This is a genomic window from Aurantiacibacter atlanticus (genome assembly GCF_001077815.2).
Taxonomy (GTDB): domain Bacteria; phylum Pseudomonadota; class Alphaproteobacteria; order Sphingomonadales; family Sphingomonadaceae; genus Alteraurantiacibacter; species Alteraurantiacibacter atlanticus.
Window position 1 is genome coordinate 1,253,486 of the sequence record NZ_CP011310.1, and the last position, 22,322, is coordinate 1,275,807.

General features: G+C 56.0%; 18 protein-coding genes. 14 read left to right on the forward strand and 4 right to left on the reverse strand.

Annotation, left to right across the window (positions count from 1 at the left end):
* Positions 1 to 178: 178 nt before the first annotated feature.
* From CP97_RS06050 to CP97_RS06070, 5 genes are all read left to right on the forward strand, one after another.
* The gene (locus tag CP97_RS06050; RefSeq protein ID WP_048885201.1) at positions 179 to 1,489 is read left to right on the forward strand and encodes an O-antigen ligase family protein; all 1,311 of its coding nucleotides are present in this window, start codon (positions 179 to 181) and stop codon (positions 1,487 to 1,489) included.
* Positions 1,490 to 1,495: 6 nt separating this feature from the next.
* Positions 1,496 to 2,872, forward strand: a complete 1,377-nt coding sequence (locus tag CP97_RS06055; RefSeq protein ID WP_048885202.1) for a lipopolysaccharide biosynthesis protein — start codon at positions 1,496 to 1,498, stop codon at positions 2,870 to 2,872.
* Positions 2,869 to 4,044 (forward strand): glycosyltransferase, encoded by a 1,176-nt coding sequence (locus CP97_RS06060; RefSeq protein ID WP_048885203.1) that lies wholly within the window; start codon positions 2,869 to 2,871, stop codon positions 4,042 to 4,044. The genes CP97_RS06055 and CP97_RS06060 overlap by 4 nt, the downstream gene beginning before the upstream one ends.
* A 149-nt stretch (positions 4,045 to 4,193) precedes the next feature.
* On the forward strand, positions 4,194 to 6,512 hold the full coding sequence (locus CP97_RS06065) for a GumC family protein (protein ID WP_048885204.1): 2,319 nt from the start codon (positions 4,194 to 4,196) through the stop codon (positions 6,510 to 6,512).
* Between the two features lie 41 nt (positions 6,513 to 6,553).
* Positions 6,554 to 7,117, forward strand: a complete 564-nt coding sequence (locus CP97_RS06070) for a sugar transferase (protein ID WP_227819700.1) — start codon at positions 6,554 to 6,556, stop codon at positions 7,115 to 7,117.
* 5 nt (positions 7,118 to 7,122) lie between these two features.
* Here the strand turns inward: CP97_RS06070 and CP97_RS06075 are convergent, their stop codons facing one another.
* Genes CP97_RS06075 through CP97_RS06085 form a run of 3 tightly spaced genes read right to left on the reverse strand, consistent with a single transcriptional unit; the run spans position 7,123 to position 9,948 of the window.
* Positions 7,123 to 7,818, reverse strand: a complete 696-nt coding sequence (locus CP97_RS06075; protein WP_082863739.1) for an HAD family hydrolase — start codon at positions 7,816 to 7,818, stop codon at positions 7,123 to 7,125.
* Complete coding sequence (locus CP97_RS06080; RefSeq protein ID WP_227819701.1) at positions 7,796 to 8,764, reverse strand: ATP-grasp domain-containing protein; 969 nt, start codon at positions 8,762 to 8,764, stop codon at positions 7,796 to 7,798. Before CP97_RS06080 ends, CP97_RS06075 begins: the two co-directional genes overlap by 23 nt.
* Positions 8,761 to 9,948, reverse strand: coding sequence for a glycosyltransferase family 4 protein (locus tag CP97_RS06085; RefSeq protein ID WP_063612376.1), 1,188 nt, complete (start codon positions 9,946 to 9,948; stop codon positions 8,761 to 8,763). The genes CP97_RS06080 and CP97_RS06085 overlap by 4 nt, the downstream gene beginning before the upstream one ends.
* Positions 9,949 to 10,082: 134 nt before the next feature.
* On the opposite strand from CP97_RS06085, the gene CP97_RS06090 reads away from it, so the two are divergent.
* From CP97_RS06090 to CP97_RS06120, 7 genes are all read left to right on the forward strand, one after another.
* Entirely contained in the window at positions 10,083 to 11,741 is a 1,659-nt protein-coding gene (locus CP97_RS06090; RefSeq protein ID WP_048885207.1) for a hypothetical protein, read from the forward strand.
* A 145-nt stretch (positions 11,742 to 11,886) separates the two neighbouring features.
* Positions 11,887 to 12,726, forward strand: coding sequence for a glucose-1-phosphate cytidylyltransferase (rfbF, locus tag CP97_RS06095; protein WP_082863740.1), 840 nt, complete (start codon positions 11,887 to 11,889; stop codon positions 12,724 to 12,726).
* A complete protein-coding gene (gene rfbG / locus CP97_RS06100; protein ID WP_048885208.1) occupies positions 12,719 to 13,858 on the forward strand; it encodes a CDP-glucose 4,6-dehydratase in 1,140 nt (379 codons plus the stop codon). The genes rfbF and rfbG overlap by 8 nt, the downstream gene beginning before the upstream one ends.
* Positions 13,849 to 15,069, forward strand: coding sequence for a DegT/DnrJ/EryC1/StrS family aminotransferase (locus CP97_RS06105; protein WP_048885209.1), 1,221 nt, complete (start codon positions 13,849 to 13,851; stop codon positions 15,067 to 15,069). Before rfbG ends, CP97_RS06105 begins: the two co-directional genes overlap by 10 nt.
* Complete coding sequence (locus CP97_RS06110; RefSeq protein WP_082863742.1) at positions 15,062 to 16,324, forward strand: class I SAM-dependent methyltransferase; 1,263 nt, start codon at positions 15,062 to 15,064, stop codon at positions 16,322 to 16,324. Before CP97_RS06105 ends, CP97_RS06110 begins: the two co-directional genes overlap by 8 nt.
* 19 nt (positions 16,325 to 16,343) lie before the next feature.
* The gene (locus CP97_RS06115) at positions 16,344 to 17,318 is read left to right on the forward strand and encodes an NAD-dependent epimerase/dehydratase family protein (protein WP_149036428.1); all 975 of its coding nucleotides are present in this window, start codon (positions 16,344 to 16,346) and stop codon (positions 17,316 to 17,318) included.
* Complete coding sequence (locus CP97_RS06120) at positions 17,281 to 18,294, forward strand: glycosyltransferase family 2 protein (protein ID WP_227819702.1); 1,014 nt, start codon at positions 17,281 to 17,283, stop codon at positions 18,292 to 18,294. Before CP97_RS06115 ends, CP97_RS06120 begins: the two co-directional genes overlap by 38 nt.
* Here the strand turns inward: CP97_RS06120 and CP97_RS06125 are convergent.
* The gene (locus tag CP97_RS06125) at positions 18,260 to 18,646 is read right to left on the reverse strand and encodes a GtrA family protein (protein WP_048885212.1); all 387 of its coding nucleotides are present in this window, start codon (positions 18,644 to 18,646) and stop codon (positions 18,260 to 18,262) included. The genes CP97_RS06120 and CP97_RS06125 overlap by 35 nt on opposite strands.
* A gap of 451 nt (positions 18,647 to 19,097) precedes the next feature.
* Here CP97_RS06125 and CP97_RS06130 point away from each other — a divergent pair, with 451 nt between their 5' ends.
* Both CP97_RS06130 and CP97_RS06135 read left to right on the forward strand, forming a co-directional pair.
* Positions 19,098 to 19,505 (forward strand): hypothetical protein, encoded by a 408-nt coding sequence (locus CP97_RS06130; RefSeq protein ID WP_048885213.1) that lies wholly within the window; start codon positions 19,098 to 19,100, stop codon positions 19,503 to 19,505.
* 41 nt (positions 19,506 to 19,546) lie between these two features.
* Entirely contained in the window at positions 19,547 to 22,285 is a 2,739-nt protein-coding gene (locus CP97_RS06135; RefSeq protein WP_082863744.1) for a M10 family metallopeptidase C-terminal domain-containing protein, read from the forward strand.
* The last annotated feature ends 37 nt before the right edge of the window (positions 22,286 to 22,322 follow it).

Genomic DNA, 22,322 nt, shown 5'->3' on the forward strand with positions numbered 1-22,322 from the left:
ATTAGGCCTCTTCTGTTCGCTGGCGTGGTGGGAACACTATTGGCGTGTGGAGCCAAGGCTACAAGATATCATTCGTATGATACCGTCCTGCGCCGATTTTGGTCTCTACCCATAATGCGCTGCTTTCTGGCCAGACTTTCTTTTGCCTTCGACAAGCGGGCGCGGCAAAACTGGTTTTATGGAGCAGCCATCAAGCAGCTACGGTTCGACCTATGAGAATGCGCCCGGCGCAGAAGATTTTCGTATGCCCATCTATCCCCTGAGCGGGACACAGGTCCGGCTCGAAAAGTTGATGCGGGTGCTGGTTTTGTGCGCGCTTTTTCTGGGCAGCTGGCGTGTGGCGCGCTGGGGCTGGACCAATTTTACACTGTCGGATGTCTGCCTGGTCGTGGCGGGCGCGATCCTGCTCGTCCAGGGGCGCGCCAATGGCAGGCCATTTGGCGAACTGAGCAGCATTTGGTATTTTGGATTTGCTGCCATGCTGGGCGGATTATTGGTGGGGACCATGCTGAACGGTGATCCGCAGCGATGGTTCATCGCGTCTTCGCAATATCTTTTCGCATATGTTTTCCTGCCAATCATCCTCATGAGCCTTGATCGCCAATTGCTGATGCGGGGCATGCTATTATTTGTTTATGGCGTTGCGCTGTCTCAGGTGATCGGGATCGTGACTGCGCAATTCTTCGATTACACCGCGACTTTCTATACCCTTGACCACGGTTTCATCACTCCCAACGGTCGCATAGGTGCGATGACTGGCGAACCGAATTGGAACGGGGCGATGTGCGCATTTGCGCTGGCGATGCTCGCCTATCTGCATCTGCGAGGACAGATCCGCGTACTGATCGCGATTGCATGTGCGATCTGCATTTGCGCCGGGCTGGTGGTCAGCGCGAGCTTTACTGCGATTGCTTCGGCAGCGGGCGGCTTGATGATCATGATCCTTGCATCCGGGGGTGGCCGCGCGATCAAAATCGGCCTCGCTTTTGTCCTGGTCATCACATCATATGTCGTACTGGGTGGACCTTTGCCCGAAGCTTTCGGTGCAAGGGTAAGCGGCGCGCTGGTAACAGGCGATTTAAGCCAGGCTGGCACCTTCGATGGTCGGACCCTGCTTATCTATGAAGCATGGGACATGCTCGACAAGACGATGTTCATCGGGCTGGGAGTGGATGGTTATCGCGAAGCCAGCTCTTATGGGGTGCCCGTCCATAATCTGTATCTCATCATTGGAAATGAAGGTGGTCTGATCGCGCTGTTTGGCCTTGTGTGCATGATAATGGTGGCGTTGACATATTCCATCAACTTCTATCGCAAAGACCGGCTGGATGGCGCTGTCTGCCTGACCATGCTCGGCATCTTCATCGCCTATTCCTTGGCCATACCGCATATGTATACGCGAATCTGGGTCATTCCTCTGTTTCTGTGCCTGGCCATGTCGCGTCAATCCTGGATGCAGCAACCGCAATACATTCCACGCGGACAATAATCAGGCATGGCTACAGAATCTCATTTTTCCAAGTTGCGGCATAAGGTGTTCGGAACAGGCATTCTGAAGAAGGTGCGCTGGGCGAGCATCCTGCACCTGATGACCGGCAATTCGGCAAATTCGGCTCTTATGCTGCTGGCCACGATTATTGCCGCCAGAGCGCTGGCACCGGAAAACTATGGTGTGATGGTTCTGGTGCTGGCCATTGGCCGCGTGTGCGAACGGCTGGTGCGGTTTGAATCTTGGCAGCCACTTGTCCGTTTTGTCGCTGAAGAAGAGGAGCGCGGGGCTGATCCTGACAGGATCGCCAGCCTATATCGGTTCGGCTTGTTACTCGACATTTCCAGTGCGCTTGCCGCTGCCCTGCTGGCGATCGGTTCCGCCTATCTATTGTCCGGACTCTTCGGAATTGCTGAATCGCAGCGGTGGCTGATCCTGATCTATGCCTGCGCCGTCGCGGTAAATATAAGGGGTATGCCAAGCGCAGTGCTGCGTCTTGCCGGCCGGTTCAAGTCGCTCGCCTATATACAGCTATTTGCAAATACTTCCCGACTGGCCCTGGCCGTCGCATGCTATTTTGCCGATGCGGGTCTCATGGCGTTCATCATCGTGTGGACGGTGGCGCAGATGTTCGATTCCATCCTGTTCACCTGTTACGGACTTTGGGTGTTGCACAAGGCGGGCACTCCCAGCCCGCTACTGGCAAGCAGTCGCGGATTGACCGCGCGGTTCCCGGGCTTTCTGAAGTTCGCCTTTTCTACCAATTTGTCCAGCATGTTGCGCACCATGACGCATGAAGCTGATACTTTGCTGGTGGGCACGTTTGCCGGTCCGGCGATGGCAGGGCTTTACCATCTTGCAAAACGGATCGCCAAGCTGGCGTTGCAGATATCCGATTTGGTCCAGACAGTGGCTTATCCCGATCTGTCACGCATGTGGTCAAACGATAATGTAAGCGAATTCAAGAAGATGGTTCTTGCATTGCAGATCTTGCTTCTGGGGGTCGGGGTGGCCGTGTTCCTGAGCCTGCTGCTTTTGGCAAAGCCGGCAATCATGTTTTTCTTCGGGGCGGAATATACCGGGATTTACCCCCTGCTGCTGGGGCAAGTCATTGCCGTGGCCTTCATGATGCATGCCTCCCCATCGCGAGCAGCCATGCTGGCCATGAATGAACCTGGCTATGTCCTGATGGTAGCCTGCATTTCCTCGCTGGCCTTCTTCGGCGTGGCTTTCGCCGCAATGCCTCACATCGGGGCATTGGGCGCTGTGGCTGCGCACATTACCTTTGCCGCACTGACGGCGCTGTTTCTGGACGTGGCCTTCTGGCGGCGGCTGGCAAGGATGCCCGATGCAAAGGAACTGGTAGAAGGGCGCGCCGAATGAACGAAATCCGTCACGATATGGAGCGGGCGCTTAGCGCGGATGAACAGCGACCCATGGCGGTCTGCTCCGTGCTCACTTCGCTGACAAGCGGGGGTGCGGAAAACCTCGTTGTCAATCTTGGTAATGAATTTGCAGCGAAGGGATGTCGCCATACGATCATATCGTTGTGCGATGCTGCCACGCTGGGAAACTCTGCCGAAACCGAAGCGGATCTGCGCCAGACGATTTTGGATGGCGGCGGTGATTTTCATTCGCTTGGACTGACCAGAAAGCGCGGCATATTCGAAGGCGCTCGTGCCTTGCGCAGGATAGGCAGGCAATTGCGCCCCGATGTATGGCATTTTCACACCGCTCGCGCCGTCAACATGGCGGTTGTCGCGCGATTGCCGCAGCCTGCCGTGATGACCCATCACAACAGCAAGCTGACTTTTCCGCCAATCATGTTCAAACTATTCGACAGGGTCGTTTCCAGATATGTGGCTATCAGCCCCGAAACATCCGCATTATTCGACAGGCTTTCACGACGTCCTCACAGCGAAATTCCCAATGCTGCGGGCGCTGCGTTCAACATGCCTGCAGGCCGCACATCCATAAGCGCGCGCGCGCGCATCCTGAGTGTAGGCGCGATTTCGGATCAGAAGAATTACGATCTCCTCATCGACACGGCTTATGCTTTGAAAGCGATGCTGGGCAACCGCGCAATGCCGGTGTTTTCAATTGCGGGAGGTGGTGCGGATCTCGGCAAATTGCGGGCCCGTGTCGATCAGCTTGGCCTGGGTGATGCTGTCCAATTCCTGGGCGAGCGATCAGACGTTCACGCATTGCTGGCGCAAAGCGACATCTTCCTGAACACTTCGCGCTACGAAGGGATGGCCATCTCGATCATTGAGGCCATGTCAATGGCGCTTCCTGTTGTGGCGACGCCGGTTCCGGGCAATACGGCCATGGTGAAGGACGAGGTTACCGGCCATCTTGCTGCAGATGAAAGTGGCCCCGCGCTTGCCGATGCGTTGCTGGCTCTTCTTGATGATGCCAATCTTTATCAGCGGCTTTCGCAGGGCGCGCTTGACGATAGCCGCAGGTTTTCGATTGATACCTGCGCCCAATCCCACCTGGATCTTTATGGCTCGCTCTTACAGCCCGAAAGGATAGCTCCCTTGCCTCGCATGTGACAGCATCAGCGGCATCCTATCAATTCGGGCTAGCCAGAATAAGTAGCTTGCACCCCATATGCCCAAAAGCACGGATGCTCCAACAAGTGCATGTTATACCGCAGATAGTCTAGAACCGGGAGAAATCCCTATAACAAGCACGGTGTCCCATGCCCAATTCACTTGAACCTGTTAACGCCGACAACCGGCTTGTCCCCCAAGGGCAGGGTCAAGGTTACAATAGCTATCCCACGCAGGGTGCCCCTGCAGATAACCTTTCCCTGCGCGATCTCTTGCGGCTGCTTGAACGCCACAAACTGCTGGTGCTGTCGATTATCGGCATCGTGACGCTGGCGGTGCTGGCGCAGCAATTGCTTTCGCCGAACAATTATCGTTCGGTCGCTCAATTGCAGGTGGAATTGATCGACGAAGTTGGCACCAATCAGGCCGATGTAAATTCGCGCAATGACCAGCGTGTTGCCAATACAGTGCGGCTGCACCGTTCGCGTTCTTCGGCAGAAGCCGTGGTGCGCGATCTCAATCTGACGGAGAATCCTGCGTTCTTGGCCGAACTGGGCGAAGTTTCCGGTGATGAGACAGCTCTCATGCAGCAGGCTACAAACACATTGATGTCGATGGTGGACGTCACGAGTGAGCCTGGCTCCGATCTGGTCAGCATTGCGGTGACGGCCAAATCGCCTGAACTGGCGCCGCTGATTGCTAACCGATATCCCGATACGGTCGGCGAATTGCGCAATGCCAACAGTAACAAGCGTCGCGAAGGATTGCTCGAATCGTTACTTGCCGAGCAGGAGGAGCGCGGGGAGGCAGCGCGCGTTGCATTTGCCGAACTGTCAGAATTCCGCGGTGAGACGCAAATGCTGGTGGGGGCTGGTGGGCAGGAAGATCTTGCCCAGGTCAACCGTATTGCGGCGGAGGCCGCATCGGCCAGCGCCAACAGTGCCGGTTCCGCTTCGCGAAGCTCGGTCATCTCTCGCGCTGCTGGCATCAACAGCACCGCGCAGGCAACTTCGGCCGCCTTGCAGCAATTGGAGCGGCAACATTCCGGCCTTGTCGCGGAAGAGGCGCGGCTGAGCGCGATTTACGGCCCCAATCACCCTGAAATCGTGAGGGTAACGTCGGAATTGGCCACGGTCTCATCAGCGATGGTGAACGCTAGGGCGCAAGCTGCGGCAGCAGCCCAATCGGTTGCTGCAGCGGAGGGAGCTCAATTGCGCGAAATGGCCCGTAGCCAGGCTGCGCAGGATGCAGCGCGCGCAGGGCGGTTGCAAGGCGCGCTTGCAGCGGTGACATCGCGTGCCTTCCGCAACAATGCCAACTCCGTCAAATTGTCAGAATTGGAGCGCGCTGCGCAATTGGCGGAAACGGCTTATTCCTCAATCTCGTCCCGGATAGAACAGATCCGCGCACAGATGCAGCTGGAAGGTGTGAACACTTTGCTGGTGTCGCCGGCGGCGGCAAATTACGACCGGATTTCTCCGGAACCTGTCCGCATGGTCCTGATCGCGCTCGTCGGCTCTGCCATTGTGGCGGCTTTTATCGCACTGGGAGTCGATCTGATTGACGACCGGCTCAGGACGTCCTCGCAGATCAAGCGTCTGTTCGGATTGCCGACACTTGGGATGCTGCCGATGTTCGGCGGCGGACTATCAACTGAGATCAAGAAAAGCCCGGTGATCAGCGATCCGCAATCCATGTTTGCAGAGGCCGCGCGTTCGACATATTCAGAGCTTCGATCACTGCCTCGCAACAAACTGGGCCAGACTGTCCTTGTCACTTCTCCACTGCCTGGTGACGGGAAATCAACCGTATCGCTGACCATGGCGGCAGCAGCGGTTGCTATGGGCGACCGGGCCGTGCTGGTCGACCTGGACCTGCGGAAACTCGGCTTGCTGCAAAAGCTGCAACATGAACTTGATACACCCGATATCGTCGATGTCATGAGCGGCCGGGTGGAGCTGGATAATGTCCTGGAAGATCATACCAATCGCCCCTTGCTCGATGGTCCGGAGGAAATTTCTGATCTCGATGAAACGAACCATATCGTTCTGTTGAGTGCAAAGCGCCCGGTAAGCGATCCGGCGGCCATGCTGACGGCAAGGCGGCTGAACGTTCTGATCGCCGAATTGCGCGAGAAATTTGATCTCGTGGTCATCAACGCGCCAGCCGCACTGGCGGTGCGCGATGCCCGTGCCATGTGCGAATTTGCCGATCATACCGTGGTCGTCACGCGCTGGGGTCGGACGACCATCGATCAGATGAAGGCGACCATTGAAACGCTGGGCGGACGCGCGGCAGGCGTGATATTCGACCAGGTCGATTATGCCGATCATGCGCGTCGCCAGTTTGGTGACTCAATTCAGTATTACATGGAATCGTCAGGCTATTACACCGATGCCGTGCCACCCCGAATGACCCTGTTCGGGCAGGTGCGCCGCTTCTTTACCAGGCGTCCCGAGGCGGCTTGAAGAATGGCTGCACCTGCACATTTAGAACGGGGCGGTTAGACGTGTCGCGCCTTATTGCCTTGATATTGTTGGTGATGCTTGCGCCGCTTCTGGCGGCGATCTGGCTGTCGGTGGTTTTGTCTGTGGGCAGGCCGGCGATGTTCAGACAACGCCGTTCTGCACTTCACGGGCAGACTTTCACGATTTTGAAATTCCGTTCGATGACCGATGAACGCGATGCGCGCGGTGAACTGCTGCCAGACGATGACCGCACGACCGCGATTGGCAGGCTGCTACGGCGCACCCGACTGGACGAGCTGCCCGGCCTTATCAATGTCATGCGTGGGGAAATGAACTTTGTCGGTCCGCGCCCGCTATTGCCTGAAACCATCACGGACCTTGGCGAAGCGGGTGCGCGCCGGGGCGAAGTGAAACCGGGCCTCACCGGCTGGGCGCAGGTGAACGGCAATACTTTGCTGAGCCTTCAGCAAAAGGTGGATTTGGACCTGTGGTATGCCGCCAACAAGAATGTCGCACTTGATGCGCGCATCCTGTTGCGCACGATATGGGTGATGATCGGCGGTGAACGCCTGTCCCCTGCATCAAGCCCGCCAGCTGCGCGTTAGGCGCCTTAGAGGGCGAGGACCCCTGCAAGCTGATCCAGCGTTTCAATCTCATTGTCAGCACAATGCGCCAAGGACGGTGGGACAGGATCGTGAACGCGGCCTTCGCGGTTAATCTGCACCGTACGCCACCCAAGATCGCGCGGGGCGAGGAAATCCTTTGCCGGATTATCCGCAATATAGATGTGATCCCCAGCCTTCTGGCCCGACCATGCCATGACCTGCTTGAATGACCGTGGGTGCGGCTTGCCAAACCCTTTCGGCCAGGCGCCGGTTGTCACGATATGTCCGAACGTGGACCTTATGCCCAGTCCGTCAATCTTCGCATTCTGGGTGGCTGCCGGCCCATCTGTAATCAGAGCTAGCGGCTGGCGATTGTTGTCGAGAAAGATGCGCGCATCATCGGCCAGCGAAATTCGCGGTTCATGCGACCGGTAAAGATTGACCAGTTCGTGGATGAACGTGTCTTCCTCCGCGCAGCCGAGTTCTTCCAGCGCGGCGTTGAAAATGTTGCCACGTATACCTGCATCAAATTTGCGGCTGCAGGCTTCTGCAAATCCGGCCAAACCGCGCGAGGAATTGAGATAATCGTCCAGTGCTGCAAACCCGCTGCGGGCGAAATCTCGTTCGAGATAAAGTGTATCATCAAGGTCAAAGACCAGCACCGGTGCGCTCATGGAATTACTGGAAAACTGCTGCATCATAACGGAGCATCATGGCACCATCCCGCCATTGATCTGTCGCGCAGGCTGGCCTGCCCAGCGATTCAAGAATCACGCTTTCTGCAAAGCGCCCACCGGCATGGTTTGCAAGGGGGTAGCCGCCGCCAAAGCGCGCATTGATCTCAAAGATTTTTGGGCCGTATTTGGGGTCATCGATCAATTGAAAGCAGAAGGCGCCTCTTGCACCTGGCATTGCAGCCGCGACATCTTGGGCGATCCGAGTGAATTCGGGATTTTTGACCGTGCGCCCCTTTTCCACTTCGCCTGCACGGATCGAAATGCGCAGGTGAGGAATGGCGCAAAGCAATTCACCCTTTGCGTCGATATATCCGTTGATCGTATATTCCGGACCCTGGAGATATTGCTGGAGTAGCATCGGTTCAGGATAGGATTGTGCGATTTGGTCCGGGCCTTCCACAATGGCGATGCCCCGGCTGGCGCTGCCCGATATGGGTTTGATAAAGGCAGGCCAATCCCATTGGGCCAGCGTGTCGCGTATCTCCTCCACCTTGGCGGATTGGGGCACTGGTACGCCGGCTTTTGCCAGCTCTTCCATGGTCTTGCGTTTGTCCCTCACGATTTCGATGGTTTCAGGGGACGAGACATGGACGAAAGTGCCGATGGCGGCGAATTGATCACGTGCAATGGCCAAGGGCAATAATTCAGGATCGATAGTGGGCACCAGCGCAGTGATCTGGTGGGTCCGGCAATATTCCAACAATTGCGCGGTATATTCCGGGCTGTCACCGCGCGGGACGGCAAACCAGTGATCTGCAAGCTGGCAGGCCGGGCTGATCTCTGGCTGCAAATCGCAGGCATGCACCACTATCTCTATTCCGAGATCGGCAGCGGCCTTGCGGAAACATTCGATCAGGCCAACTCGCCTGCCTGCCGAAGTCACCAGCAAATTATATTTTCCGGCAATCACTTGGCGGCGCTCACGCTGCGCATGACCAGGTTGGATTGGCGTTTTTCAGGTGTTGCCATCGCTTCATCAAGCGCATCATCCCAGGCGCAAAGCGTGTTGGCGGGGGAAAATTGAGTAATGGATTCCATGGCAGTCTGGCCAAGCCTTTTTCTGAGCGGTGCGTAGGCCATGCAGCGTGACATTGCTTTTGCAAGTGCGGTTTTGTCTTCCGGGTCAACCAGCATCCCGTTGTGATTGTGGCGGATCATATCTGATGGCCCGAAATCGCAATCGAAGGAAACGACTGGCAGACCTGCTGCCATCGCCTCGCCCAGGACATTGGGAAATCCTTCATAACGGGACGGGAGCACGAATATATGGGCGTTCTTCAGCCAGCCGCCCGGCTCTTCACTCAATCCTTTCAGGGCGATGCGGTCTTCAAGCCCGGCACCGCGTATTTGAGCTTCAAGTTGGGAGCGATCTGGACCGTCGCCCCAGATTTCCAGCAGCCAACCTTTGGATTTCCCGGCGATCGAAGCAAACGCATCGATCAACATATCAAAGCCCTTCTGATGCGTCAGGCGGCCTACAGCCACCAGCGTCGGAGGCGATTGTTCCTCATGCGCGAAAGACCATTTCTTGATCGGATTGGGAATCACCTTGATCCGATCATGCACCGCATGCGGTATGCAGCGCGTTACTGCGGCAGTCTGACAGATAATTAAACTGGCGCGCCGGTATGCGACTGACAGGGCCAAATTCCAGAAGGCATGAGCGCCCTGGCGTTCGGGATTATTCCTTTCACAACACACAACTTTTGTGGCGGTGCCAATCGTGGCGACAAGGGCAAGCAGATTATTCTTGGTCAGGAATGAAACCACGATGTCGGGACGTTCTCTCCTGATCAGGGATCGCAGCGCCACCAGATCAGCCACCTTAGAAAATTTGCCGCGCCGCAGTGAAGAGGCCTCGTCGCCCAAACGATGCAGCGCAACGGACGCGGCGAAGCTGTGATAGGTGTTGTCCCCTGCATGATCAAAACTCGCAATGGCAATCTTGTGGCCAGCGTCTGACCAATGTTGCGCCAGAAGCGCGATGATTTTTTCCGCACCTCCGGCACCAAGGCCGCTCGTAACAAAGAGGATGTTCTTCATGCGCCCTTCTTCAGACTGTGCGTTTCGGGTTGAACCGCGAGATTTCTGCATAACAGATTGCGCCCGATGCAGGGCTGGGCATCCGGCCTAATACCAAAGGTGCATTGGTGATTGATTGAACGGCCCAGCGCGATCACGCGGCTCCAATTGGTTACGCCATCTTGGCGCTGGCATGAGCGGAGAGCGTGCTGCACATTCAAGCGATCTTTACAGTGGAAGGTCGGCGCATGGAAGAACACGGCAAGGCCTACGCGTGGAACGGGGTATGGGTCAGCTGGCTGATGCCTGCGTTCATCCTCGTCAGTCTGGCATGTCTGGCCGGGCGCATACTTTCCTATCCAATCAATCGGGACGAACATATGTTCGTCACAGTAGCGCAGCAATGGCCCAATGCCGATCTCTACCGAGATCTGGGGTTCAACCACCTGCCTAATCTCGCGATATTGTTTTCGTCCGTCTTTGCGCTGACAGGCACTGATCATTATCTGATGGCCACGCGATTGCTGATCCTTGCTGCTTGGGCTGCTGCGCTGATACTTATCTGGTTGATCGGCAGGCGGATGGGAGTGTCGAATCTGGCAATAGTCGCCGCAATGGCGCTGCTGGTTGGTAATATTACACTGCTGGGGCCGCCCGGCATGCTGGCGACCAACAGCTTTATCCCTATCCCATTCAGCTTTCTTGCCTTTCTCTTTGTGCTTGGCGCGCTGGATGAAGACTATCCGCGCAAACGCCGAATCGCAGAGGCTTTTCTATCCGGCGTGGCCGTATCGCTGGCCATTGGTTTCAAGGCCAATTTCATCATCATAGCGCCGTGCTTTTTCATCGCCAGCGTGCTCGCAAGGCAAAGCCAGCCGCTTATCGAACGCCTGCGTTTCCAATGCCTTCCTCTGTGTTTCGGGGGGCTGGTCGGCGGATTTCCCTCTCTGCTGGCCTTTGCGCGCGATTTTGAAGGCATGGTTGCTCATACCCTGCGTTATTTTACCGAGCTGCATAGCGCCTTCTGGGTTGATTCGACCGAACCCAAGGCGGTAAGTTTCGCTGACAAGATCCTGCTGGCCGAGGAAATCTGGCTGGGGGGCACAACGCTGTTGGTGATCGTGGGCATTTGCGTGATGGCGGTCCGTCCTTTCACCCTTGCGGGATTGCGCGGAGGAATGGCCCATCTGCTGCGCTGGCAGGTGATATTGATGGCTGCGCTTGTCTTGCTGGGTATCGTCATATCTTTCGTGCCGACACCGTCTTTCTCGCAATATTTTGTGCCGCCGATACCATTCTTGCTGCTCGCTTTCCTGTCGCTTGCCCCGGCGTCTGGAGTGGGACGGTCGCAGCCCGCGGATCTTGGTGATGGGGATGTGCGTACGACAGCCTTGCTTCTGAGTCTGATTGCGCTCGCGCTTATTGCGGGGAGCGTCCGCCTTCTGCCAGGGCTTGCCGCCTTGGCGAATCCGGCGAGATGGACCGGCATTGCAACCTATTCTGTAATGCATGATGCGCTGGACCGCGAAGGGCTGGCCGTTGATGCACGTATAGCCACATTGTCGCCCCTCCTCGCTATCGAAGGGGGCAGGGACATCTACCCCGAATTCGCAGCGGGCCAGTTCGTCTTTCGTGTCGCACCTTACATGACGGCTGAAGAGCGCCAGCACTACCGCACCACATCCCCCGAAGAACTGACGCAATTTCTCGATGCTAATCAACCTGATGCTATCCTTGTGGACATTGCGGAGCCGCTGGAGGCCAGGTTGTCGGACTATGCCGTTTCGCATGGCTATCGCGAGGTTGAAGGTGGCGGTGAGCGCGGCGCGCTGGAGTTCAAACTCTATATCTCCACGCCGCCATGAAGCGTGTTTGGGCAAGGGGTGAGGACAGCCAAAAGGCTAAGACTGGCTAACCCGCATGCCCAGTTCATGAAATCCGCCGCGTCCCATACATTGGCAGGCGTAGGCAATATACCGGATGATCGAGCGCGGATGGGGTAGAAGAACAATGAAGGTAGTCTTGTTGGCAGGCGGACTTGGCTCCCGCCTCGCAGAAGAAACAGTCCGTATTCCAAAGCCCATGGTTGAGGTGGCTGGTCGCCCGATCATGCTCCACGTGATGGATATATACGACCACTGGGGACAGACGGATTTTATCATCGCGTGCGGTTATAAGGCGATGTCAATCAAGTCCTTCTTCAATGAACTGCATCTCATGAACAATGATTTCACCATCGGCATCGGCAATGGTGAAATGGATTTGCGGCCGACTTCCAATATCGATTGGCGGGTCTCTGTCGTCGATACGGGGCACCATACCATGACTGGCGGTCGCTTGAAGCGTCTTCGTGACTGGCTTGATGACGAGCCTTTCATGGTCACCTATTCCGATGGCGTCGGCAATATCGATATTGAGGCGCTGATGGACTTCCACAAGTCTCACGGCAAATTGGCAACGGTGACGGCGGTGCAGCCACCGGCGCGCTTCGGCAATCTGGAAATGGAAGATGACAAGGTCGTCGAATTTACGGAGAAAGTGCGCAAATACGAAACCTGGATCAATGGCGGGTTCTTCGTGTTTGAGCCGGGCGTGCTCGATTATCTGCCGGGCGATGAAGAGCCGCTTGAAATGGCGCCGCTGACCAACATTGCCCGCGATGGCGAATTGATGGCCTATAAGCATAAGGGCTTCTGGCACCCGATGGATACAATTCGGGATCGCGACCATCTTGAACGGCTGGCCACGTCAGGCTCGCCCCCGTGGATGCAGTTTGAACGGGAACGCCGCAATGCCGATGCAAGGACGGCACGAGGTCCAATCACAACAGCAAGGCTGGCCGGTGTCTGAAGGTTACGATCTCGACCGGCAATTGCGCCATATTTTTGCAGGCGCGAAAGTGCTTGTTACTGGTCACACCGGCTTCAAGGGCGGCTGGCTGGCATTGTGGCTCCACATGCTGGGCGCAGATGTGCGCGGTGTGGCGCTACCACCTGACCCCGACCGGTCGCTTTTTGCCTCTCTCGATCTCGAAAATCTTGTCGAACATCGCGTAGCCGACATACGCGACGAGGCCCAATATGCAGCCGCTACGGAAGGTTTCGCGGCTGACCTTGTCATCCACATGGCGGCGCAATCGCTGGTCCGTCCGTCCTATGAAGACCCGCTGGGCACGTTCGGCACCAATGTCATGGGCACCGCCACGGTGCTGGAACAGGTGCGGCGCAACCCTTCTGCGCGGGGCGTCATCGTGGTTTCGAGCGACAAATGTTACGAGAATAACGAATGGCACTGGCCCTATCGCGAAGTCGATCCGATGGGCGGGGCAGATCCCTACAGCGCATCCAAGGGCTGCACCGAACTGGTGGCCAGCAGCTATCGCCGGTCCTTTTTCAGTAGCGCGAATGGCTGTCAATTAGCCAGCGTGAGGGCAGGCAATGTCTTTGGCGGCGGGGATTGGTCGCAAGACAGGCTCGTACCCGATATCGTGCGTGCAAACCTTGCGGGCACACCGGTCATCATCCGCAACCCGGCCAGCGTGCGTCCGTGGCAGCATGTGCTGGAGCCCTTGAGCGGCTATCTCGAACTGGGCGCAAGATTGCTTGGCGCGGAGGCTGGCGAATTTGCCGAAGGCTGGAATTTCGGCCCCAGCGCCGATGCCTTTGTGCAGGTGAAAGATCTTGCGCGCGGTATGCAGAACGCATGGGGCGATGATGCCGCAGCGATAGAATTTGGCCAAAGTGCCGATGATCCGCATGAAGCCACGATGCTGACGCTGGACAGCAGCAAGGCGCGCAAGCTCTTAGCCTGGTCCCCGCGACTGACAACAGATCAGGCGATCGACCTCACCGCATCCTGGTATCGTGCTTTTACACAGAGCGGCACCGATATGCGCCAGTTCACTCTGAGACAGATCGAGACATATGCGGGCAGCCAAAAGACAGAAGCGCCATCGCAGGAAGGCAATATAATATGCGCGTGAATTATGGTCAGACAGTCCACGGTGAGGAAGAAATTGCCGCCGTGGTCGAAGTTCTTCGCACGTCGACGCAGATGGGCCCCAAAGTGCGCGAAATGCAGGAAAAGGTTTCTGCACTATTCGCCAAAAAGCACGGAATCATGGTGAATTCCGGTTCTTCGGCCAATTATCTCGCGATGGAATTGCTCGAACTGCCCGAAGGTAGCGAAGTCATCACGCCTTCACTCACCTTTGCCACAACAGTGGCACCCATTGTGCGCAATAAGCTGGTGCCCGCCTTTGTCGACGCAGAAGAAGGCACATACAATATCGATGCTGCCAAGATCGAAGCGATGATCGGCCCGAAGACCAAGGCGATGATGATTCCTTCGCTGATCGGCAATCTGCCTGACTGGGACCGTATCCGCCAATTGGCCGATGCGCATAATCTGATGGTGATCGAAGACAGCGCCGATACATTGGGTGCAACGATAAATGGCACCAGCAGCGGCACACGATCCGAAATCAGCACGACTAGTTTCTATGGCTCGCACGTGATCAATGCGGGCGGCAATGGCGGAATGCTGTGCGTCAATGATGATGATCTTGCGCGGCGTGGACTGCTGCTGCGATCATGGGGGCGTACATCCTCGCTTTATGTCGATTCCGAGAGCATTGAAAAGCGCTTCAACGTCGAAGTGGATGGCATCAGCTATGATGCCAAATTCCTGTTTGACGAGCTGGGTTATAATGTCGAACCTTCAGAAATGGGCGCGGCTTTCGGGCTGGTGCAGCTCGGCAAGCTGGAGAACAATATATCCGCCCGCGAACACAATTTCGCGCGGCAGTATGAATTCTTCAGACGTTATGAAGACTGGTTCATCCTGCCCCGCCAGCTTGAAGGTTCCCGAACGGGCTGGCTTTCCTTCCCTCTCACCATTCGGCCCGACGCGCCTTTCAACCGCCGTGAGATGCAGATCTGGCTGGAAGAGCGGGACATTCAGACGCGCCCCGTCTTCACCGGGAACATTTTGCGCCAACCGGCGATGAAAGGCATTGAAGTTGCCACATCGTTCGAAGGGTATGGCATTTCCGATGCGGTGATGCGCGGCGGAATATTGCTCGCCTGCCATCATGGTCTCGACGAAGCGCAAATCGATTACATGCACGAATGCTTTGATAGCTTCGCCGCCAGCCAGAGATCCACCCCCGCACAGGAGATTGCCAATGCTTGATCCCGTTTCCGCCAACCGGACGAAGGGTGCCACGCTCGAAACCTGCCGCGCGTGCAAGGCTGACGATCCCTATCTGTTTCTTGCCTATGGCAAGCACTCACCCGCACAGATGCTGATCCGGCAGGATGATCTGGACAAGGAGCAGCCATCCTTCCCACTCAATGCGCAGGTCTGTCTTGAATGTGGCTTGATTGAAGTGGCCGATCAGATCCCGGAAAATTTCTTTCGCCACTATCTCTACGTTCCTTCGGGTGCGGCAACCATGCACAGCCATTTCGATGAGTTTTCATCGGTGTTGGCAGAACGTGCCGGCGAGGATGGGTTGATCGTCGATATCGGTAGCAATGACGGGTTGTTGCTGGCCGCCTGCAACTCGCGCGGCTGCACGACGTTGGGGATCGATCCGGCTGCCAATATCGCTGAACTCGCGGCCGAAAAGGGCGTGCGCACTCATATCGATTATTTCCACCCCGCCTCGGCAACCCAAGTGCGCGATACCTATGGCCCGGCCAGGGTTATTTCGACCACCAATACATTCAACCATATTGGCGACCTGCACACTTTCATGGAGGCGACCTGCATCCTTTTGGCAGAAGACGGCACGTTCGTGATCGAGGTCCCCCGCGCCAAGGAAATGGTCGAGCGTGCCGAATTCGACAATATGTATCATGAGCATGTCTCAGAATTCAGCCTGTTATCGATCATGAAACTGGGCGCTTTTTGCGGGCTTGAAGTGACCGATGCGAAACGGCTGCCCGGCATTCACGGCGGATCGATGCGGATATTCCTGACCCGCAAATCTGCACACGTTCCGGCAGAGCCCATCGTTGCAGACATGCTGGCCGAAGAGACGGCATGTGGCATGCTCGACAAGGCTACGTATGATCAGGGCGTTATGGCGTTCGATGAAACGGGCGAGATCCTTCGGTCCATGCTTGATGAGCTGAAAGCCGGCGGCAAGAAAATCGCAGGGTATGGTGCTTCTGCAAGGGGCAACACGCTGATCACCTATTTCGGGATCGACAACAAATATCTCGATTTCCTTGTCGACAAGAATCCTCTCAAACACGGGCTGTATTCCCCGAACACGCGGATAGCTGTTCGTCCGGTGGAAGCTATCGAGGAAGAGCAGCCCGATATATTGTTCATGCTGGCATGGAATTTCTTCGACGAGATTTACGAACAGCAGGCCGAATTCCGCGCGCGGGGCGGAAAATTCCTCGTCCCGCTGCCTACGCCGCGACTTGTGGGATAAGGTTGAAAGCGGTGGCTTCATGACCGGCTCTGCCTGCCTTGTCACTGGCGCCGCCGGTTTCATCGGATCGCATCTTGTGCGTGCGCTGGTTGCACGTGGTGATATGGTGCATGCAGTGGTGCGTTCAGGCTCCTCGCTTGACCGGCTTGAAGATATTTCGGACCAGATCGTGCTGCATCGGTTCGACCTTGCTGATGGAGATGCGCTGGCCGCATGCCTGCAGCAAGCTGTGCCGCAAAAAGTGTTCCATCTTGCCGCATCGACACGCGATGCGGGCGCGCCGGATCCCGCCTCATTGGCCGCAGGCGTGGCAGATTATCTCGATCCGCTATTCACCCTTTTGAGCCAGCTTTCGAACGCGCTCAGCCCGCCTTTGGTCATGGTGCGCACAGGAACAATTGCCGAATATGGGCTTGCCCCAACGCCCTATCGGGAAGATCTCCGGGAATGCCCTCAGACGCCATATGGCGCACGCATGCTGGCAGGCACACATCATATTGAAATGCTTGCCAAAACGCTTGGATTTCCTGTGATCACAGCGCGCCTTGCGCTGACCTATGGGAAGGGGCAGTCGCCAAGTTTCCTCTTGCCTGCGCTGATTGACGCATGCGCAAATGGAAAGCCTATTACCATCAATCGGCCGGATGACCGACGCGATCTGATCCATGTCGACGATGTTATTGAGGCTCTTATTCTCCTTTCTGATCAACGCCCTGATGGATGTGAGACCGTGAATGTCGCTACAGGCAGAGCGCTCTCCATGCGCCATCTTGCCAGCCTCGTTGTAGGGGCAATGAAGAGCGACCCGGCGCTTGTTTCATTTGGCGAGCAACAGCTGGGCGGTCAGCAATCGATCCTGTGTGCCGACACGACAAAGGCCCAGCGCGAACTGGGATGGCAGGCCCGCATTGCGCTCGAAGATGGTCTGCGAAAGCTTGTAAGAAAAGAGAGCCACGATGCTGAGACAGAGGGACTTCGCCATGCAGCAGTCTGAGAAAACGCTGGTGTCGGTTCTCGTTCCCGCCTTCAATGAAGAGGCAACTATTGAACGTGCCTACGACACTATCGTAAAGGCATTCGAGGGGCTGGAAGATTATGATTACGAGATCATTTTCTCGGACAATCACTCTTCCGATCGCACCTTCGGCCTGCTCGAAAAGCTTGCCCGAAAGGACCCGAGGCTCAAAGCCATTCGCTTGTCGCGCAATTATGGATACCAGCGCTCGCTATTGCGGCTCTACAAGGCGGCGAGCGGTGATTGCGCGGTGCAGCTGGATTGCGATCTTCAGGATCCGCCCGAACTCATACCCGAAATGCTGGCTCGATGGCGTGAAGGCCATCAAGTTGTCTATGGCATTCGCCGCAGTCTTCAGGACGGCTTTTTCACCGCCATGGCGCGGCGCGTTTTCTACCGCTTCGTGCGTGCCATCAGCCATGATGATTTGCCGCTGAATGCAGGCGAATTCCGGTTGGTAGACAAGGTCATCCTAACAGAACTACAACAGGTCAACGACACCACGCCCTACCTGCGCGGACTGATCAGCGCGATGGGCTTTTCGCAAGTGGGCATCGAGTATGACAGGGCCGACCGCATTGCTGGTGAAAGCAAGTTTCCGCTCAAGTCGATGATAATGCTGGCGGTTGACGGTGTACTCAACCACTCGCTCCTGCCCCTGCGACTGGCCTCTATTGCGGGGCTTGTCATCGGCCTGCTCAGCTTCCTGCTGACATTCGGCTATCTGCTCGGCAGCCTTGTTCTGGGGCAGGAATGGCCGGCCGGCTTCGCGACAACTACCATCCTGTTGCTGATGTCCATTTCAATCAATGCAATCTTCATGGGCATTATCGGTGAATATCTTGGCCGCATATTCCTGCAATCCAAGAGTTCATCGCAGCCGATTGTTCAGACAAGCCTGAACTTCACTGAGCGTAAGATCAATCCGGCCGGCGAAATACAGCAAGACGCGTGATGACGTAAAACACCGCAGCGTAAGTCGCTATGGCCAGTCCCTGCACAATCGGGCTTTCTGAATAGCCTGCCATGCGCCCTGCTGTGATGACGGCAAGATTGACGCCGTAACTTATTAAGAATGCCATCAGGTAGCGGGCTATTTCTCCCAGGCTTGCGCGGTGCTTCGGGCGGAAAGTCCATAACCGGTGAAGCGCATAGGAAATCGGCAGGCCAAGAGCGAAGCCGATTGCATTGGCGCGGTAATCGCCTGCGCCAAACCACAGGGCTGCAAGGATGAAGAAATAGCCCAAAGCCGTGTTGAGCAGTCCGACAAGTATGAACCGCTGGATCGTGGCCAGTTCAGTATTCATGCGCATGCCTTCCGCTTCATAGGATTATCTGCTTACCGGGAGCTTGTCCTCTGAGGTTTACAGTAAGGCGATCGCGGGCAATTTGCACCTGCGCTTACGGCTGAAGAAAAAGGAGTAGGAGGCGGATTTTCATGCGAAGGAGGCGTGTTCCACTCAATGATAATTCAACTGAGTTTGGCCCTATGCAGCGCTGTTAAACAGAGTGAACATGCACAGTGCGAACCAGTGATTGCCATCGAACAATTGAAGTTTTTTGTGTAGGTTCAGGGTTAATATAGTGCGCAGGAATGTCTTGGTATCGCTGCTAGAATGCCCAATCCAAGCCGTAATCTTTTGACATACCGGCTGGATACATTCATCTGATTTCACTAGTTACCGTGCTCTCAATGCTGAAAGAAAGGCATTGATTAACCGGTATTTGGTCTAGGGTGTGCAGAGGTATTTGTCGGCTATGTCACGCAAAGCGCTGGTTCTGACCTTGTCGACGTTGGTATTTCTTGCAGAGGCGGGCTGTGTGACCGAAAATCTTCCGACGACTTGTAGTGTTACAGGCGCTCGGCACTTGTCTGCCGACGCCAGTTCCGCAGAGATTTGCCGCAAGTTTGAAGAGCGGCTGGTTGATGCAATGGCCGCTGCGGGCAAGACGGTGGATCCTGCCGCGCTGACCGTTTCAATCGACTTGCATGAACGCGGATCGGCCGAAGCACTGATTTCCCGACGCGGACAGGACGAGACGACAGAATATCCCAAGGTTTCGGTAGATGTAATGGACAGACCCTTGGCGCAAGGTGACCTCGACAGGTTGGCCGCAGCGGTAGCCCAGGTGATGCTTCAGGCACAACCTGCGGCCGGAACCTGAATGGCCGGATAGCAACAATATTTTGAAGGGTGGATGGGCAGATGACGGTAATGGCAGCGGACTTCCTGCGGGGAAGCTTCAATCGCGAAGAAGGTCTGGTCGAGACGCTGGGCTTTGATAGCCAGTTCGATACACCGGAGCGAAATTCGTTTCATGCCGGCATTCTCAGCCTTTCTGCCGTTCACGCTGCGGGGCATGGCGGCCATGTTCATCAGCCCGGCGGTAATGTAGTCGCTGCGGTAGACAACATACCAGGTGGCACCTCGACCACGGCTACTGTCGCCCCAGGCAGCTTCGCCACCAGCGAGATAGACACATCCAGCGACAGTGACTGGTTCCGCATCAATCTGACGGCAGGCGAGACCTATACGTTCACTGTGTTCCTAGCCAGCTTGCCGGACAGCATACTGACGCTTCGCGATTCTGCTGGAACAGTCATTGAGACAAATGATGACGCCAATACCGCGGCAGGGCTTTATTATTCCGAAATCACCTTCACCGCGACAAGCACCGCAGCCTATTACCTCGACGTGACCGGCTGGGAAAGTTCGACCGGGCAGTATTTCCTTTCCAGTTCCATGCCGCTGAATGACGATGTGGCCGGAGACGCTTCGACAAGCGCAAGCCTGACGATCGGTGCGGCGGCCACAAGCAGCTCGCTCAACCTTTCCGGCGACCGGGACTGGTATGCGGTCACGCTCGAAGCTGGACAGATTTATGAATTTTCCACCAGCGCCACCGGCGGCGCAAATGATGTCGATACCACGCTGACACTGCGCAATTCCTCTGGTGATGTGGTAGCCTATAATGACGATAGCTCAGGTACCTACTCACGCATCCGTTATGTCTCTGAAACCAATGAAACGTTCTACATCGACGTGGGCGGCTGGGCGGATTCGCAGCAAGGCATTTATCAGCTTGCCGGCATTATCGCTCCGGCGCTGCAGGAATTCACCAATGATGAAATCGCCGACCAGTTGATCAATGGGTACTGGGGCGGTTCTGGCGCATCACGGCGTTTCAATGTTGAACCGGGGGATACGCTCGACATCAATGTCACTGCCTTGACTGGAACGGGCCAGTATCTTGCCCGGGAGGCGCTCAATCTTTGGAGCGATGTGCTCGGCATTTCCTTCAATGAAGTCACGTCTGGCGGGCAAATCATTTTCGATGACGCACAAGATGGTGCCTTTGCCAGTTCCACCACCGTCAACGGCTTTATCTCGCAGTCCAATGTCAACATCTCGACAGATTGGCTGGTCAGTGCCGGCACGACATTGAATAGCTATTCTTTCCAGACCTATCTGCACGAGATTGGCCACGCGCTGGGCCTTGGCCATGCCGGAAACTATAATTCGACAGCAAGTTACAGTCAGGATGCAGTCTATCTAAATGATGCGTGGGCAAGCACCATCATGTCGTATTTCGATCAGAACGAAAACACTTTCTTCAACGATCTCGATTTCAGCCGGGTTTTCGCCATTTCCCCGATGAGTGCTGATGTCGTGGCAATCCAGAATTTATATGGTGTGACAGCCACCACACGAACGGGTGGTAACACCTATGGCGCGGGAAATAACACCGGGCGCGATATCTACGGGATCGGCCCCAGTTCGATGAGCAGCATGGGGACCTTGCTGGCCTTCACCATTGTCGATCACGGCGGTAACGATACGCTTGATTATTCGCCTTTTTCCGCCGCGCAATACATCAATCTGAATGCCGAGACATTTTCCAATGTCGGCGGCAGCATCGGCAATATGAGCATCGCCCGTGGCACGGTGATCGAAAATGCCATTGGCGGCTTTGGCAATGATCAATTGGTCGGCAATGATGTCGTCAACTTTCTCACCGGCGGATCGGGCTTTGATGTGATCGATGGCGGCAGCAATATCGACACCGCGATTTTCAGCGGCAACAGTTCCTCCTACGCGGTCACGCAGACTTCGGCCGGGGTATTTCAGGTGAGCGGCCCCGACGGCACGGATACTCTGACAGCAATCGAATATCTGCAATTCGATGACGAGACCATTCGCCTGCTTCCGGGTAGCGGCGTATCGGTGAATTTCGATACTGCTGATCCTGCGGTCTATCAGATGGCCATGAACAATATCCGCGATTTTGACGGCAATGCGCTGGGCGGTAACGGTGCTTGGCTGCGCATTGGCGAGGTCGATGTGAACGGCGATGGCGATATTGACCAGATCCTAGTCAATAATGCTCTCGGACGTTTTGCCACTGTCGGCACGGCAGATGACGGGCTGGTCTATTTCGACGATTATGGATGGGCCGGCGAAACGCGCGTTGCGGGTACCTATATCGATCCGCTGGTGGCATCGGGCGAGGTTGTGGCAGGCAGTCCTCATGACAGCCAGATCCGCTTTCAGAATGATCTCGAGATCGAGAATATCATCCGCGTGCTGGACGCGGATGATTACGATGGTGACGATTTGCAGGAAATATATTTCGCACTGACGGACGGCTCTGCCTATCTGCATGCCTATATGCATGCGGACGGCAACATCCAATATGCCAATTACCAATCAGAGCAGCAGGTGATCGATTACCTGACTGCAAACGGTTATGACGCAAGCACCTATGCTGATTGGTTCCCTGCGGATCAGAATGTGCAGATGCAGCCGGACGATTTTGCGCTTGCACAGCAATCAGCCAAGCCCGCCGCCTTTGACCTCGATGCCCTGGGCCTTCTACCGGCTGCCTTTGATGATGGTGTGATGACCGCCAGCTTGCACGATCAGATGGTCGAAACCTTCGCCTGACCTTTGCCGCTGGCGTGTTTCGCTTACCGATCTAAAT